Here is a 15,303-nt window from a genome sequence, read left to right on the forward strand (position 1 = left end):
GAAAATCAGACACACTTTTTGTCACTTAACCCCAGCTCTCGGGATTTTTGCTTTGTCTGTCGGACCAATGGGACTGCCCTATTGCAGCGCCGAGGTCAAGCGGAAAACAGAGTCCAGGTAGCGCTGACGAAGGGGCCGGTCATTCCATTCCTCCTGGGTGAGCAGGAAAGATTTGTCGCGGTACTCGTCGGCAAGCATGATCAGTTTGTCCACGATGGAACCGGCGGCGGAAAGAAGCGTGATCTCGTAGTTGAGGCCGAACGAGCGCATATCCAGATTGGAGGAGCCGAACATGGCCATGCGGTCGTCGATAACCATGAACTTGGAGTGCAGGACCGCAGGCGCCGGATAGCGGTAGATCTTCACGCCAGCGGTTAGCAGTGCCTGGTAGTAGGACTGCTGCGCGTGGCCGACCATGAACTGATCGGACTCTTCGTTGACGTAGAGCTGGACGTCGATGCCTCCATATGCGGCAGAGGTCAGCGCCATGAGCATGGATTCGTCGGGGACGAAGTACGGGCTGACGGCGATAATCCGCTCGTGTGCCTGGTAGATCATGTTATTGAAGACGCGCAGGTTCGGCTCCGTGCTGAAGCCCGGACCCGACGGCAGCACCTGGACAACGTTGTAGTTGTCGTTGACTTCGGTGTTGTGGAGTGAATAGTCCCTGGTGGCGTCTGGGGTCTTGTATAGCTCGCTGGTCCAATCAACCGCGAAAATTGCGTCGAAGGCCAGCGCAATATCGCCCTCGAGCTCAATCCACGTGTCCACCCAGCGACGGCCGATCTTATGGTTCCTTTTCTTCTGATATTCGGGCTCAATCAAATTCTGCGAGCCCATGAATACAATGTCGCCGTCAACAACTACGAGCTTGCGGTGATTACGCAGATCCAGGCGGCGCCAGGTGAGCTTCAGCAAGCTCACGGGCAGCATCGGGTGCCAGGAGATTTTAGCCTGGTCCAGGCGCTTTTTCAGCTTGTAGTAGCCGGGGTACTTCCACGAACCAATTGGATCGACCAGTACCTTGACCTCTAGTCCCCTGTCGTGCGCGCGTTCAAGAGCCTGTATGAAAGGCTCCGTGCTGGAATCCAGTGCAAAGATGTAGGACTGCACGTGGATTGATTTCTGGGCCGCATCGATGGTCTCAATCATGCGGTCAATGGAGGCGTCGAATTCGGTGAAAAGTCCCTTTTCCGCGCTGGCAATTGCCGGCATTCCCGTGAGCTGGCGCGAGAGCTTGAATACGTTGACAACGTCATCTTCTATCTCGGCATCGTCCGGTACGTCGGGCAGATGCTCGGTACGTTCCGCAATGAGCTCCTGTGCCAGTGCCTGTACCTCATGCCGACGGCCCGTAATCTGCTGCGAGCCCAGGAAGAGGAACAGAGGTAGGCCGATAAATGGAATCAGCAGAATCAGCAGCAGCCACGCCGTCGAAGCCGATGGGCTTCGGTTTTCCGGCACCCATCCAATCGCGATGAACTTAATCGTGTAGTCGAGTGCGAAAAATAGTACTTGCCACCACGTTAAGTCCTCCACCAGCCACGGGAAGGTACCCATCAACCAATCCATGCAGATGATATTACTGAAGGAATTTTCAGTACCTTTGGTCGCGGCCCCTTAGGTGCACTCTCCCCTTTTCGTGACAGCCTATTGTGACATCTGAAATTGAATACTGGTATCAATACGTAGTAAGGTTCAACTCATTGAACATCGCAAGCGTTTGGCATGTCGACTTCGAAAGGACTACCCCTCCAAATGACTGAGAAGGCTCCTACGAGCACCGAGTTCGACGTTGCCACTAACGTACTGAAGTTGATGGCCGACAAGACGCGTCTCTCGATCCTGTCGCTCCTCCGTGACGGGGAGATGACCGTCACCGCCATCGCTAGCGCGCTCGATCGCCCCGTCCCCGCGATTTCTCAGCACCTGGCGAAGTTGCGCATGGCCAATATGGTGCAGACCCGTAAGGAGGGCACGTCTAGCTTCTACTCTCAGCCCGACGAGCACCTTACCAACCTCGTGGTCAACGCTCTCCACTTCGCCGAACACACGCTCTACAGCGATCCGCCCCATCACCGCGGTCAGTAGGCGCACACGGATACGCCCGCTTTACTCGCTTTACGACGAAAACCCCGCGCCCTTCAGAACCTAGTTGGCGAGCCCGGGGTTCGATGCCCTTCCCTGGTCAAATGCCTCCATGATGCGCTGGGCGCCGAGCGTCGGTGTCAGCTGCCCCGAGCGGAGTTGTTTTTCCACCAGGGTGCTCTCTGTCTGCACAGCCTCATTGGTGTTGAGCCGCTGCAAGAGCGTTTCGTGCACCATGGACCACATCCACTTAATCTGCTGGTTAGCGCGGTTTTCATCAAAGAGATGATTCTCGTGCATAGCCGCGACATGGTCCTCGATGGCCTGCCAGAACTTGTCGATGCCGTCGTCCTCCAATGCCGACATAGTCAGTACCGGTGGCGTCCAGACTTGGTCTGAGGAGCGAACCATCTTCATGGCCGTCATCAGATCACGCGCAGCGCGCTTTGCCGGACGCAAGTTCTTACCATCCGCCTTGTTGATAGAAATCACGTCGGCCATCTCCAGCACACCCTTCTTGATGCCCTGGAGTTGGTCACCGGCGCCGGCGAGTGCCAGAAACGCAAACGTATCCACCATCTGGGCCACCGCGACCTCGGACTGGCCGACGCCGACAGTTTCGACGATGACAATGTCGTAGCCTGCGGCCTCGAGCACCATCATGGCCTCACGCGTTGCCTTGGCGACACCACCGAGCGTGCCCGCAGAGGGCGACGGACGGATGAAGGCCTCATCCGCGGCCGAGAGCCGGGACATACGGGTCTTGTCGCCCAGAATCGAGCCACCGGACTTCGTCGACGACGGGTCGATGGCCAGCACCGCAACGCGGTGGCCTTCCTCGATCAGCTTTAGCCCGAGGGTTTCAATCGTGGTTGATTTACCGACGCCGGGGACGCCGGTAAGTCCGACGCGCATGGCCTTGCCGGAAAATGGTAGCAACTTCACCAGTAGTTCCTGAGCCAGCACCTTATGCGCCGGAGCAGTCGACTCCAGCAGCGTGATTGCCCGAGCCAACTTAGTGCGGTTTCCAGCCCGCACGCCCTCAAAGAGGTCGTCGACATCAATCCGTCGTCGCGCACGGCGGACGACTTCGGGGGCTACAGCGGTCTTTCCCTCAACGACCGTGCCAGCGGTAGTGACGAGGGTGCCCAGGTTTTCTTCAAGATACTCGTTCATCGCTACTTCTCAATTCCGACAACGCGCTGAGCTGAACAGTCAGCCCAGCGCGGATGCGGTAGTTATTTAGGACTCTTCGTCAACGGCAAGGTCGAGGCCCAGCTCGTTAGAGAGCTTGGTCATCATGTCGATTGCCGAATCAGCGATGACAGTGCCCGGCGGGTAAATAGCCGCGGCGCCGGCATCGTAGAGTTCCTGGAAGTCGCCCGGTGGGATAACACCACCGACAACAATCATGATGTCCTCGCGCCCCAGCTTTGCCAGCTCATCGCGCAGGGCAGGAACGAGCGTCAGGTGTCCGGCGGCTAGTGAAGAAACACCGACGACGTGGACATCCGAGTCGACTGCCGATTTGGCGGCCTCCTCCGGAGTCTGGAACAGCGGTCCCACGTCAACGTCCATGCCGAGGTCCGCGTAGGCGGACGCGATGACCTTCTGGCCACGGTCGTGACCATCCTGGCCCATCTTGGCCAGGAAGATACGGGGACGGCGACCTTCCTGCTCTTCGAACTTATCGGCCATGGCGATGGCCTTGGAGACGTTGGACACGGCACCCTCCTTGCCAACTTCGTCCTTGTAGACGCCGGAGAGGGTACGAATCTCGGCCTGGTGGCGGCCAAAGACCTCTTCCAAGGCGTCGGAGATTTCACCGATGGAGGCCATGGCGCGAGCACAGTCGACAGCGAGCTTCAACAGGTTCTTGTCCAGGTCCCCCGGTTCACCCGGGTTACGGCAAGCGTCGGTCAGAGCGGCCAGTGCCTTCTGAACCTCTTCCTCGTCGCGCTCGGCGCGCAGGCGAGCCAGCTTGTCAATCTGCTCCTGGCGCACGCGGGAGTTCTCAACCTTGAGAACCTCGATGGCCTCGTCCTCTTCGACCTGGTACTTATTCACGCCGATGAGAGCCTGACGGCCCGAGTCAATACGAGCCTGCGTACGAGCTGCGGCCTCTTCAATACGCAGCTTCGGAATGCCCTCGATGGTGGCCTGTGCCATACCGCCGGCCTCTTCGACCTCGTCGATGTGCTGGCGTGCACGCTTGACCAGCTCATTAGTCAGCCACTCGATGTAGTAGGAACCAGCCCACGGATCAACCGGACGCGTGGTGTTGGACTCCTGCTGAAGCAGCAGCTGAGTGTTACGAGCAATACGGGCTGAGAAGTCAGTCGGCAGTGCCAGGGCCTCGTCCAGTGCGTTGGTGTGCAGCGACTGGGTGTGGCCCTGTGTTGCGGCCATAGCCTCAACAGCAGTACGCGCGACGTTGTTGTAGACATCCTGAGCGGTCAGCGACCAACCGGAGGTCTGCGAGTGAGTACGCAGGGACTGCGACTTCGGGTTCTTCGGGCCGAACTTGCCAACCAGCTCGGACCAGAGGATGCGGCCTGCACGCAGCTTGGCGATCTCGGTGAAGGTGTTCATCGAGATGCCCCAGAAGAAGGACAGACGCGGAGCGAACTTATCAACTTCCAGGCCAGCGTCAATACCGGCCCGTAGGTACTCGATGCCGTCGGCAAGCGTGTAAGCGAGCTCAAGGTCGGCCGTCGCGCCCGCTTCCTGAATGTGGTAGCCGGAAATCGAAATCGAGTTGAACTTCGGCATCTTTGCCGAGGTGTACTCGAAGATCGAGGAGATGATTCGCATCGAAGGCTTCGGCGGGTAGATGTACGTGTTACGAACCATGAACTCCTTGAGAATGTCGTTCTGGATCGTACCGCGCAGCTGCTCGGTCGAAACGCCCTGCTCTTCAGCGGTGACAATGTAGAAGGCCAGAATCGGCAGCACAGCGCCGTTCATGGTCATAGACACCGAGACGCCGCCCAGGTCAATGCCCTGGAAGAGCTCACGCATGTCGTAAATCGAGTCAATTGCCACGCCGGCCATACCGACGTCGCCGGACACACGCGGGTTGTCCGAGTCGTAGCCACGGTGGGTAGCCAGGTCGAAAGCGACCGAAAGGCCCTTCTGGCCGGCCGCGAGGTTGCGGCGGTAGAAGGCATTGGACTCAGCTGCGGTGGAGAAGCCAGCGTACTGGCGAATAGTCCACGGCTGGTTGGTGTACATGGTCGGGTACGGCCCGCGCATGAATGGGGCGATACCCGGGAAAGAATCTACCGGGTGGCCCTCGGCGGCAGCGGCGTCGCGGTCAGCGCGATCGTAGACGCGCTTGACATCGATGCCCTCTGGAATGGTCCACACTTCACCAGCTTCCGCGGCAGCTGCCTTGTTAGTGGCAGCGGCCGCGTCGTCGGTGTTGCGGGAGATGTCAGCGAAATTTGGGATGGTGGTCATTACTTCCTTCACGCTCCCAGTTCGTTCAGCAGTCGGGACAGCTCCGCGACAGCATCGATGGTCATGTTCAGGTATCCGTCGGGGCGAGCGTCCTCAGCGGCATTGGCGAAGCTCTTCTCGGAGCCGGCCACCAAGACCTCCTTAGCGCCGGCGGCGCGGGCGGCCTTGACAGCGTCCTGGCCCGAGGCCTCGTACTCGCTGTCGGCTGCGCACAGCACGACAATCGGTGAGGCCTTCACTGCCTCTTCGAAACCGGCCTCGCCCGGCACAACCTGGCCGGGGTTGGCGACGGCGATACCGCCGGAAGCCAGCAGGTTGGAGGTAAAACCAGTGCGGATGTTGTGCTTGGCCAGCGGACCCAGCGGCAGCATGGCAATCAGCGGACGGTTGCCCTTTTCAGCCAGGAAGTCATCGGAGCGGTTGCGCAGTGCCTCGAAGTCGCTGGCCCAACGGCGAATCGGGTCGCCCTCCGGGCGAGCCTCGGGAGCCAGTGGGGCTTCAGCCAGGTTCGGGAACTCGTTGATAGCGGTGACCTTGGTGCGGCGGTGTGCGATGTCGGCGCGGCGCTTTTCCCAGGTAGCGTCCAGGGCGGTGCGAATATCGGCCTGCGCGGAGGCGAAACCGCCGCCGGCCTCAGTGGCAGTGAAGATCTCCCACGCCTTGTCGGCCATTTCCTCGGTCAGGTCTTCGACGAAGTAGGAGCCACCTGCTGGGTCGGCGACGTACCCAAGGTGAGACTCTTCCAGCAGCAACAGGTTGGTGTTGCGAGCGATGCGAGCCTTGAAAGTCTTGGAGACGTTCGGCATGCCGCCGACAACTGCGTAATCAAACGGCAGAACCTCAACTGAGGAGGCACCGCCGACACCTGCGGCGAAGGAGGCGACAGTCACACGCAGCATGTTGACCCACGGATCGCGCTGGCTGAACATGACCGGGGCGGTCACAGCGTGCATCGGAGCGCGGCCAGCTTCAGGGGCGCCGATAACCTCAGCAACGCGGGCCCACAGAACGCGAGCGGCGCGGAACTTCGCAATGGTGTCGAATTGGTCGTCGGTAGCGGCAAAGCGGAAAGCGATCTGGCCGAGGGCTTCTTCAGCGCTCAAGCCCGCTTCGGTCAGCGCACGCAAGTAGGCGACACCAACGGCGAGACTGTAGCCAATCTCCTGGATGTTGTTTGCACCCAGGTTGGAGAAAACAACGCCGTCGACAAGCAGGGCGCGGACGTCGCCCGGCTGCTTAGCCGCCTTGACGGCCAGCTGAGTGGCCTCGTCGAGAGAGACATCGTCAATACCGGCAAAAGCGGAGGTCAGCGGAGCTGCAGAAAGCTCGACTGCGATGTTATCCGGATTAGTCGGGTTCGCCTGCTCGATGTAGGACGTCAGTGCTTCCGCAACCTGCGCAGTCTTCTTACCAGCATGCACGGCAATCGGAGCAAGGTCGACGTAGACGTTGTTGAGCAGAGCCGGCACATCAGCGGCTTCGAGGGAGCCGGTGAAGTCCAGGCGGATGTCCGTGGTGCCGTTTTCCAGGGCAGTCAGCAGAGTCTCGTTGACGGCCTTTGGGTCAAGTGCATCCTCACCTGGGTACTGGCGACCGAAGGTTTCCCGAACGCCCCAACCGTTGGTGTTGTCCGAAGTGACCTTTGCGCCACGGACGAATGGGAACTGGCCCGGAGCTGGGCTTTCCGCGAGCTCGTCCGCGCGGGTGTAGAGCGGGCGAACATCGACACCGTCATAGGTGGTCTGAATCAGTCGTTTCCAAATATCGAGCGGTACATCTGCAACGTCTTGCTTGTGCACCCGCGCGAATACCTTGGCCACGCCCTGATACCAGGAATTCTGCAATTCCTCGAAGTTTGGTGGCAGCGTGGAAGGTGATTCGGGGGTCGTTCGGTCAGTCACGACAGACCTTCTCCCTTACATGTTCTAAGCAACGCCTCTATCAATCCATGACCGAGGAAATTCGGCTGCGACAACTTCCGAATTCTCCGCGACAGAAAGGGATCTAAAGGCGTTGGCTTCCTCCAATAGTCAATAAGAGCCACTAGTCAGACGCTAAGACTCACCCGAGTGTCCATGCACTGAACTTTTCAGCTATTTGTGCAATACCCTTACGTTCGGTTTTGTGCTGACGGGCACGTCAAGTGCTCGAGCCAAGGCATAGTGACCTTGATTCCCATCCTAGTGAAATAATGGGCAAACGCCTTTAGCCGCTGACTAGCCCTCCTCGCAGAGCCTCCAATGCGCAGGTCACACGCTTCCCCGCAATCCCCGGTAACCTCAAATGGGTGAACGTATCCGATGTGCGAATTACCCCTACACTCAAAAAGGTTCTACTGGTGCTAGCCGTAGGTGTGGGGGTCGTCGTCACGCTGTACGTCGATGTTCCCACGGTCGCTACCATCCGGCAGTGGTCCATCGATGCCGGTGACTGGTTCCCGCTCCTCTACTTTCTCGCATACGTTGCACTGACTCAGTTCCCAATCCCCCGCACCGTATTCACTTTGGCTTCCGGAATTCTCTTCGGGCCAGTGCTCGGTTTCCTGCTGGCAATTACTGCGACGACGGTTTCTGCCCTTCTCTCCCTCTGCATTGTGCGGTTTTTGGGACGCGATTGGTTTCGCACGCACCTGACCAACCGCCGTCTTCTCAGTCTCGACCATCGGTTGGAGCAACGCGGCTGGCTCACAGTGCTCAGCTTGCGCATGATTGCTGGCGTGCCATTTTCGTTTCTCAACTACGCCTGTGGACTGTCGTCGATACGCATCGTGCCGTATATCATCGCCACTGCCCTAGGTTCGGCGCCGAACACACTCGCCGTCGTTCTGCTTGGCGACGCGCTGTTGGTCGGCTTCGACGTGCGCTTTGCGGTGGCCACGGGAATTCTGCTCGTGCTTGGCTTGCTGGGACTTCTTGCGGACGCCAAGTTCCCTGTCGTAACCGGTTCTTCGAAACGTTAAAACACCGCTTGGCGCTCTTGAGCTAGACGTGAGTTTTCGGCGAGTTGGTGTGGGGCGCCCGTGAGTGTGCGGAGGGAAGGAAAGTGTCTTAGCCCAACTGTCAAGGGGTGGGGCTAGACTAGAGCGTATGTATTCAGTCTTTGCCAGGTATCGCGGTCGATCTACTCGCAGGGCAGATCACGTTCAGGCCTCTGCGCAGGCACTTTCCGGCCTGGAAGGCGTAGGAACTGTTGAGGTTGCAGGTATCGAAGAGCTTCGCGCAGCTCCTGAAAATGCTGTGGGAGTCACCACGCTTGTGCTGGCGCTATTGGCCGCAGGTGACTGGGCGATAGGTATCGGTGTTTGTCCTCAGGACGACATTGAGCAAGCGCATCTGGCATCGAGCTCAGTCATCGGTAAGGGAGGCAGGGCCGGCACGGTAAAAACCCGCATTCGGACTAACAATCCGCGTGGTAAGGATTACTCGGAGGATATTGGTGCAGCATTCACATTGCTGCACCACGTTATCTCTCGCAGGTCCCCCGAAGGCCGCGAGGCAACTGGTTTGGTTCGCGCTGGTTATTCACAGGTAGAGGCCGCGGAAGAATTGGGAGTTTCAAAGCAGGCCGTCAATCAGCGCCTCGCAGCAGCTGGCTGGCAGGCGGAGCTGGCCGGATGGAACCTGGCCGTCCACCTGCTTCAGCGAGCTGATGAGTTATAAAAGCTTACTGCCCATTTTCTGGGGCGTAAGGGTCACGTGACCATCCTGAAAAATCTGGACGCTCGGCGGAGTGTGTACCGCCGCCTGCATTGGTATTGCCGGTGCCAGGAGCCGAGGGCAGGTCACGTTTGCCGGAAGGAACTGACGGCGCAGCCGGTGTGGCCGGCGCAGCGGGCGCAGCCGGTGTCGCAGGTTCAACCGCTGCCGGGCCGTTCTGGCCACCCAACTGTTCAGGCTGAGCGGGCTGAGCCGAATCAGCGCGGCGATTCTTCTTCCTCTCAGGGGTATTACCAGCTGCTGCAGCTACCGGATCATCAACCGGGCGGTTAGCGACCTCGTTCGCCGCGGCAACTGCACGAGCCAACTCCGGATTAGTCGACATGTCGAACCAGTTCTCGTCGCGGCCCTGCTCAGCCTCTTCCTTGGTCTCTCGGCTCACGGCCGGAGGCTCATAGCGGAAGACACCGTCGGCATCCTTCTTGCCGAAAGCCCTAGCGAAGCTCTCGAGACTGTCGCCAAACTGCGACGGAATCATCCAAACAGTATTGCCGTCCTTATTTGCCAGCTCAGGCAGCTTCTCCAGGTACTGCCAGGCAAGAATCTCAGGTGTCAACTGTGAAGCCTTAACAGCTGCGTTGACCTTCTGGATAGCGCGAGCATTACCCTGTGCCTCAAGGTAGGTAGCGGCGCGAGTACCCTCAGCGCGCAGAATGGTTGCCTGACGCTCAGCTTCAGCAGCCAGAATTGCTGCGTGCTTGTTACCTTCGGCGGCGAGAATCTGTGCCTGCTTACGGCCCTCAGCAGTTTTAATGTCGGCTTCGCGGGTACCTTCCGCAGTCAGAATCATGGCGCGCTTCTCGCGATCGGCCTTCATCTGCTTTTCCATCGACTGCTGAATCGACGGTGGCGGCTCAATGGCCTTCAGCTCCACACGAGCGATACGAAGACCCCACTTGGCAGTGGCCTCGTCCAGCTCGCCGCGCAGACGGCGGTTGATGTAGTCACGGGAAGTCAGTGTCTCTTCCAGTGTCAGGCCACCCACGACGTCGCGAAGCGTTGCGGTGGTGATCTGTTCGACGCCGAAGATGTAGTCGTCGATACCGTAAATTGCCCGATCCGGTTCGTTGACCTGGAAGGTCACGACGGTATCGATAGCCACAGTCAGGTTGTCTTCGGTGATCACTGCCTGTGGCGGGAAGGTAACCATACGCTCACGGGTATCAACCTTCTCGCGCACTCGGTCAATGATCGGGATGATGAAGTTCAGGCCGCTGTTCAGTGTCTGCGTGTATCGTCCCAGTCGCTCTACGATTGCCGCTTCACCCTGAGGAACCAGGACAATCGCTTTGAGAACCAAGGTAACAACCACGAGAATGAAAACGACGAGGATGATAAAGCCTTCCATGAGATTCCCCCGTAGCTAGAAACTGTGTGGTCAGTTATTTAATGGTCAGTTACTAAGAGTGCTCCGAGCGCCCTTTAAGTGAGTTGACTGCTCAGAGCAGCTTGTCCACTACTGCGGTATTGCCCGAAATCTCTACAATCGTGACTCTTTCCTTCGCATCGAAGGTCTGCGCAGTCAGAAGACTGCGCGCGCTCCACAACTCGCCGTTGACCTTAATCAGACCCGCTGACGAAGAAACTGGCTCGATGACCTCAGCATGACGGCCCGCTAGCAGTTCCGGACGCGACTCCAGTTCGGCGGACTTGTCCGGTTTTGCCATCTTTTTGCGCAACACAGGGCGAACTGTCAGCACGAGTGCGGCGGACATAACGGCGAAGATAACCACTGACAGCCAAAGCGGCGCTCCAAGCTGGCTCGCACCGGACGCTGCCAGTGCACCACCTCCGAGCATTAACAGTGCTAAATCTCCGACTGCGAGTTCACCGAGAACCAGTAGGAGGCTTGCTCCGAGCCAAAGGAGAGGAATCACGCCCTCACCCTACCTACTTTGCAGAACAAATGTGGGGCGAGTGGAGCCAGTATTCCGGGGTCAGTACTGCATATGTGGCTCAGTTACGAAGTCGACCAGGCGCTCAACTGCGCCAATCAAATCTGACTCCAGATCACGGTAGGTGTGTACACCTGCGTAGACACGTCGCCAGCCCTCCTTGGGGTCGTCTCCCCAGCCCAAGCGACGGCAGATTCCTGTCTTCCAGTCCTCCCCGTAGGGAACTTCCGGCCATGCCTCGATGCCTACCGACGAGGGTTTGACCGCTTGCCAGACATCGATAAACGGGTGGCCTGTGACCATCACGTGCGGGCCGAGCTGCTGAGTCATGCGGCTTTCCTTACTGCCCTCCACCAAGTGGTCTGCCAGGACTCCGACGCGGCGCTTCGGACCCGGACCAAATTCGGCCAAGCGTTCTGGAAGGTTGTCCAAGCCCTCCAGATACTCCACGACTACGCCCTCAACACGCAGATCGTGGCCCCACACCTTCTCGACGATTGCCGCGTCATGAATACCCTCGACCCAGATACGGCTGGGGAGAGCAACCTTGGCCTTGACGTTGTGGACCTTGCGCGAGCCCGATGCCGACAGATCCTGCGAGGGCTTTTTGGGTTGTGCTTTCGGACGCACCAGAGTCACAGGTTTGCCGTCGATGAGAAAACCGCGCTCGTGCATGGGAAACAGCCGAGACTTGCCGTGGCGGCCCTCCAGCCGGACGCACCAGCCGTCGAAAGTTTTCTCCAACCCGATAATTGCACCGACGAATCCGTCATAGGACGCCTCGACGACAACACCATTTTCTGCTGTCACCTCGCGTGCCGGCTGTGGGATACGACGGCGGTGGCCACGTGCGCCAGCGAACACGTCCTGATTGCGGTACGGGTCTTGAAAGCTCATGGGTACTGAGATTAACAGCATCGGTTACGGGACCAACGACACGCTGCACTAGGATGAGCTGCACTATGCAGCGCAGTGTTCTCGACCAGGTCTGGAGTCCAACTCAGCACATCGCCCTTTGGCTGGGCGCGTGGTTGTCGGGTTTGGAAAACTACGATCATCTCCTCGACGCGCTAGACTCGCTCGGCGGACCCACGTCAGTTCCGGGGACGTTCGTGCTTGCCGACGCCACGGTTCCGAATGTCATCGATTGCGACGCTGATCTCGATCGAAGCGACATGCTCCGCCTTCTTCGAGCGGTTACTGAAGCGGGAGATTGGCACAGTGACCACCGTCCCCTCGTCCGCCTCATTCTCTCCGGGCCCGGTGATGCACCTGCACTGCCTGCGGGAACCGACGCCGCTGAAGCTGCACGCGCAGCAGGCTCGGCCATTGTGATTGCGGATGCGGAGCCGGGCTGGAACCATGTGCTCATACCAGTGACAACGCCGGTGCCAGGCCTACCGCAGTGGCATTGGTACACACTGGAAGGCCACATTCCCGAGCCGGCCTATCTCTCCCCTGGCGAGGCGGATTTACAGCTGGCAGATGCGGCGCGGGTTGCGGCTGCCACGATTGCGGCGATGCCGCGTTCACCGCTGACGTCGTCAAGCAGTGGTGCCCCGAAGGTGGATCCCCGGCTGATGGTCGGCATGCTCGATGATCACCTGGACATGGCTTTTGTGCCGGATGATGTGCCGCGCCGTGCACTGGGAGTGCTCGCCAGAGCTGATCGGGTGTCGTCGATTCTGGCGGTGGCACAGGGCAGCGAGTCGGGGCACGGCAGCGCCGCGTTTGATGCGCAGCTCATCCCGCTGTGGCGAAAGATCCGGCAGGCGCGGATGAGCGCGGTGGAATACGCGATTCAGGAGTGGACCCGCTAGAGATTTGCCCTGCCCCGCGGCCCAATTGGCGCCAAAGGAATCAGTGTGGGCGGCGCTTTGCCGGAGTACAACAGGATGCGGCGCAGGGGGCGCCGTTGCAGGCCGAGCCGAGTAGCGGTTCACTTCCCAGACGGCGGGGTTCGGCATCTGCGATGCGCTCTTCGATGAGCTCCACGAGCATGTCGGTGAAAGTAGCCGTCGGACCAGGCGTTGCGACCCGCTCGATGACGATGTCGTGATGAGCCATTTCATCCTGAAGCTCAGCATCCAAATCCCAGGCGACCTCAACATGATCCGAGATGAAGCCAATCGGGCACACTATTGCGGATCGGAGGCCGTTGGCGACCTTCGCTTCAACGTGGTCGACGATGTCAGGCTCCAACCACGGCACGTGCTCCGGGCCGGAGCGGGACTGCCAGACGACGTCAAAGTCGGTGATCCCCACTGCATCGGCGACGAGCCGTGCTGCTTCGTTGACCTGGCGGGAGTAAAGATTTCCGCCGAGCTCTACCGGCCCGGATGCCTTGTCCGCAGAGACCGGAATAGAGTGAGCGGTGAAAATAAGCCGGGCGTCCTCACGGCGGTCATCCGGTAGCTTGGCAAACGCCTCACGCACTGCGTCTGCATAGGCTTCTATAAAGAGCGGATGATCGTAGAAGCTCCGGATTTTCTCCATGTCAAAAGCACGGTCGCCCAAAGATTCGCGCATCCGAGCAATGTCTTCGTGATACTGGCGGCAGCCGGAGTAGCCGCCCCAGGCGCTAGTGGCGAAAACGAGCGCTCGCTTAACACCGTCATCAGCCATCTTTGCCGCGGTGTCTTCAGCCATCGGATGCCAATTGCGATTGCCGAAATAAACAGGCAAGTCATAGCCACGGCGAGTGAGCTCAGCCTTAAGGTTGGAGACAATTTCGCGGTTTAAATCGTTGAGCGGGGACTTACCGCCAAAGTGCGCGTAGTGTGCACCGACTTCGTCCAACCTCTCCGGCGGAATTCCGCGGCCGCGGGTGACATTCTCCAGGAAGGGACGCACATCGGCCATCTTTTCGGGACCGCCGAAAGACAACAGCAAAATAGCGTCAAAATTATCAGAAGACATAGCTAATCATGTTAGTAGCGCAGTCTGAGGACTCCATAAGACGACTGCTCAATGCCCCCGGCGTCTCCTGCCAATCGGGTTCCATACAAATCGCTTTACGACGGCACCCTAACCCAGCCCTACTGCGGAATTCGACGATTGGTCACAAGCAGTGAGCCCACGGTCACTAGCAGCATCGCGAAGGCTGCGATCAGATAGGGCCTCGGATTCTCGGCCCGCTTGAGTTCGTAACCGATGTCATCTTCCAGTGAGCCATAGGCATCGCGGAGCTGCTCGAGGGAACCAGCGCTGAAGAACTCACCTTTTGTTCGACGGGCGATCTCTCGCAGCGAATCGTCGTCGTTAGGCACTGGAATTAATTCGCCCTGAACCGTGATTGCGCCTTGCGCGGTACCGAACGAAATCGTGTTGACTGGCACCCCGGCCTTGGCGGCTTCGGCGGCGGCGGTATATGCGCCGCGGGGATCGTCGAGTTCTTGTGGGACGGTCTGTTTGCCGTCGGAAAGCAGCACGATTGTAGCTGGTGGGGCGCCTTCTCCCCCGCCCTGAACTGAGTCGCTGAACTGATTGATGGCATCGAGCGCGGCTGCGATGGCATCACCGGTCGCAGTCGCCTGATCTAACTCAGCAGCCTGGAGCGCTCGATTCACGGTGTCATGGTTGGTAGTCGGGCTGACAGCAGTGCGAGCACGACCAGAGAACGTCACCAGGCCGATATTGAGGTCGTCGGGAAGGTTCTCCACGAACTCTTGGCCGGCTTCTTTAGCTGCAGTGATGCGGTCTGGCGCAACGTCTGTCGCCGACATGGACAGCGAAACGTCGACCACCAGCATAACCGTCGCTCGGTTGCGGGCGACTTTGGTCTCCGAAATCGGACCAGCCAATGAAATGATGACCAGAACTAGCGACAACAGCGCACTGATAGCTACGACATGGCGCAGGCGTGCCGACGACTTATTCCCTAGTGATCCAACGATGGTGAAGTTGCCAAAGGCAATGGCACGTTGCTTTCGCTGCTTAGTGCTGATCCAATAGGCCACGGCTGCCACGAGAGGCAGAGCGAGTGCGAGCAGCCACCCTGGGTGCGCAAAAGTTGAGTTTAGGAACGTCATCGCGGTATCAGTTTCCTCACATCCAGTCGCCTAAACAGTCGCGTATAAACCAGTGGCTATAGCCGGTTAGTCGGTGGCCCAAAAAAGATAGCACTAACAAGCGGTTACTCA

The 15,303-nt window shown here is 59.0% G+C and carries 13 protein-coding genes; 4 read left to right on the forward strand and 9 right to left on the reverse strand.

Annotated features, from left to right (window positions below; genetic code table 11):
- Positions 1 to 78: 78 nt before the first annotated feature.
- Complete coding sequence (gene cls / locus HMPREF2849_RS03735) at positions 79 to 1,572, reverse strand: cardiolipin synthase (RefSeq protein WP_070862619.1); 1,494 nt, start codon at positions 1,570 to 1,572, stop codon at positions 79 to 81.
- Between the two features lie 186 nt (positions 1,573 to 1,758).
- On the opposite strand from cls, the gene HMPREF2849_RS03740 reads away from it, so the two are divergent.
- On the forward strand, positions 1,759 to 2,091 hold the full coding sequence (locus HMPREF2849_RS03740) for an ArsR/SmtB family transcription factor (RefSeq protein ID WP_048734120.1): 333 nt from the start codon (positions 1,759 to 1,761) through the stop codon (positions 2,089 to 2,091).
- A 60-nt stretch (positions 2,092 to 2,151) separates the two neighbouring features.
- On the opposite strand, the gene meaB is transcribed toward HMPREF2849_RS03740, so the two are convergent.
- The 3 genes from meaB to HMPREF2849_RS03755 all read right to left on the reverse strand — a co-directional run bounded on the left by meaB (position 2,152) and on the right by HMPREF2849_RS03755 (position 7,451).
- On the reverse strand, positions 2,152 to 3,264 hold the full coding sequence (gene meaB, locus HMPREF2849_RS03745) for a methylmalonyl Co-A mutase-associated GTPase MeaB (protein WP_070862620.1): 1,113 nt from the start codon (positions 3,262 to 3,264) through the stop codon (positions 2,152 to 2,154).
- A 66-nt stretch (positions 3,265 to 3,330) separates the two neighbouring features.
- Entirely contained in the window at positions 3,331 to 5,550 is a 2,220-nt protein-coding gene (gene scpA, locus HMPREF2849_RS03750) for a methylmalonyl-CoA mutase (protein ID WP_070862621.1), read from the reverse strand.
- An 8-nt stretch (positions 5,551 to 5,558) separates the two neighbouring features.
- Positions 5,559 to 7,451: a methylmalonyl-CoA mutase family protein gene (locus HMPREF2849_RS03755; protein WP_070858592.1), complete on the reverse strand. Its 1,893-nt coding sequence runs from the start codon at positions 7,449 to 7,451 to the stop codon at positions 5,559 to 5,561.
- A gap of 386 nt (positions 7,452 to 7,837) precedes the next feature.
- Between HMPREF2849_RS03755 and HMPREF2849_RS03760 the strand changes: the two genes are divergently transcribed.
- Both HMPREF2849_RS03760 and HMPREF2849_RS03765 read left to right on the forward strand, forming a co-directional pair.
- On the forward strand, positions 7,838 to 8,509 hold the full coding sequence (locus tag HMPREF2849_RS03760; RefSeq protein WP_052317814.1) for a TVP38/TMEM64 family protein: 672 nt from the start codon (positions 7,838 to 7,840) through the stop codon (positions 8,507 to 8,509).
- A gap of 127 nt (positions 8,510 to 8,636) precedes the next feature.
- Positions 8,637 to 9,209, forward strand: coding sequence for a hypothetical protein (locus HMPREF2849_RS03765; protein WP_049190712.1), 573 nt, complete (start codon positions 8,637 to 8,639; stop codon positions 9,207 to 9,209).
- A 4-nt stretch (positions 9,210 to 9,213) separates the two neighbouring features.
- Here the strand turns inward: HMPREF2849_RS03765 and HMPREF2849_RS03770 are convergent, their stop codons facing one another.
- From HMPREF2849_RS03770 to HMPREF2849_RS03780, 3 genes are all read right to left on the reverse strand, one after another.
- The gene (locus HMPREF2849_RS03770; RefSeq protein WP_048734130.1) at positions 9,214 to 10,614 is read right to left on the reverse strand and encodes an SPFH domain-containing protein; all 1,401 of its coding nucleotides are present in this window, start codon (positions 10,612 to 10,614) and stop codon (positions 9,214 to 9,216) included.
- Between the two features lie 91 nt (positions 10,615 to 10,705).
- Positions 10,706 to 11,143 (reverse strand): NfeD family protein, encoded by a 438-nt coding sequence (locus HMPREF2849_RS03775; protein ID WP_070602619.1) that lies wholly within the window; start codon positions 11,141 to 11,143, stop codon positions 10,706 to 10,708.
- A gap of 60 nt (positions 11,144 to 11,203) precedes the next feature.
- Entirely contained in the window at positions 11,204 to 12,058 is an 855-nt protein-coding gene (locus HMPREF2849_RS03780) for a DUF3097 domain-containing protein (RefSeq protein ID WP_049170585.1), read from the reverse strand.
- A gap of 65 nt (positions 12,059 to 12,123) precedes the next feature.
- On the opposite strand from HMPREF2849_RS03780, the gene HMPREF2849_RS03785 reads away from it, so the two are divergent.
- Entirely contained in the window at positions 12,124 to 12,981 is an 858-nt protein-coding gene (locus HMPREF2849_RS03785; RefSeq protein ID WP_016422771.1) for a hypothetical protein, read from the forward strand.
- 40 nt (positions 12,982 to 13,021) lie between these two features.
- Here the strand turns inward: HMPREF2849_RS03785 and HMPREF2849_RS03790 are convergent, their stop codons facing one another.
- A complete protein-coding gene (locus HMPREF2849_RS03790; protein ID WP_070438448.1) occupies positions 13,022 to 14,080 on the reverse strand; it encodes a ferrochelatase in 1,059 nt (352 codons plus the stop codon).
- A gap of 119 nt (positions 14,081 to 14,199) precedes the next feature.
- Complete coding sequence (locus HMPREF2849_RS03795; RefSeq protein WP_049190713.1) at positions 14,200 to 15,192, reverse strand: VWA domain-containing protein; 993 nt, start codon at positions 15,190 to 15,192, stop codon at positions 14,200 to 14,202.
- Positions 15,193 to 15,303: the final 111 nt, after the last annotated feature.

Source organism: Corynebacterium sp. HMSC073B01 (assembly GCF_001838255.1).
Lineage (GTDB): Bacteria > Actinomycetota > Actinomycetes > Mycobacteriales > Mycobacteriaceae > Corynebacterium > Corynebacterium jeikeium_D.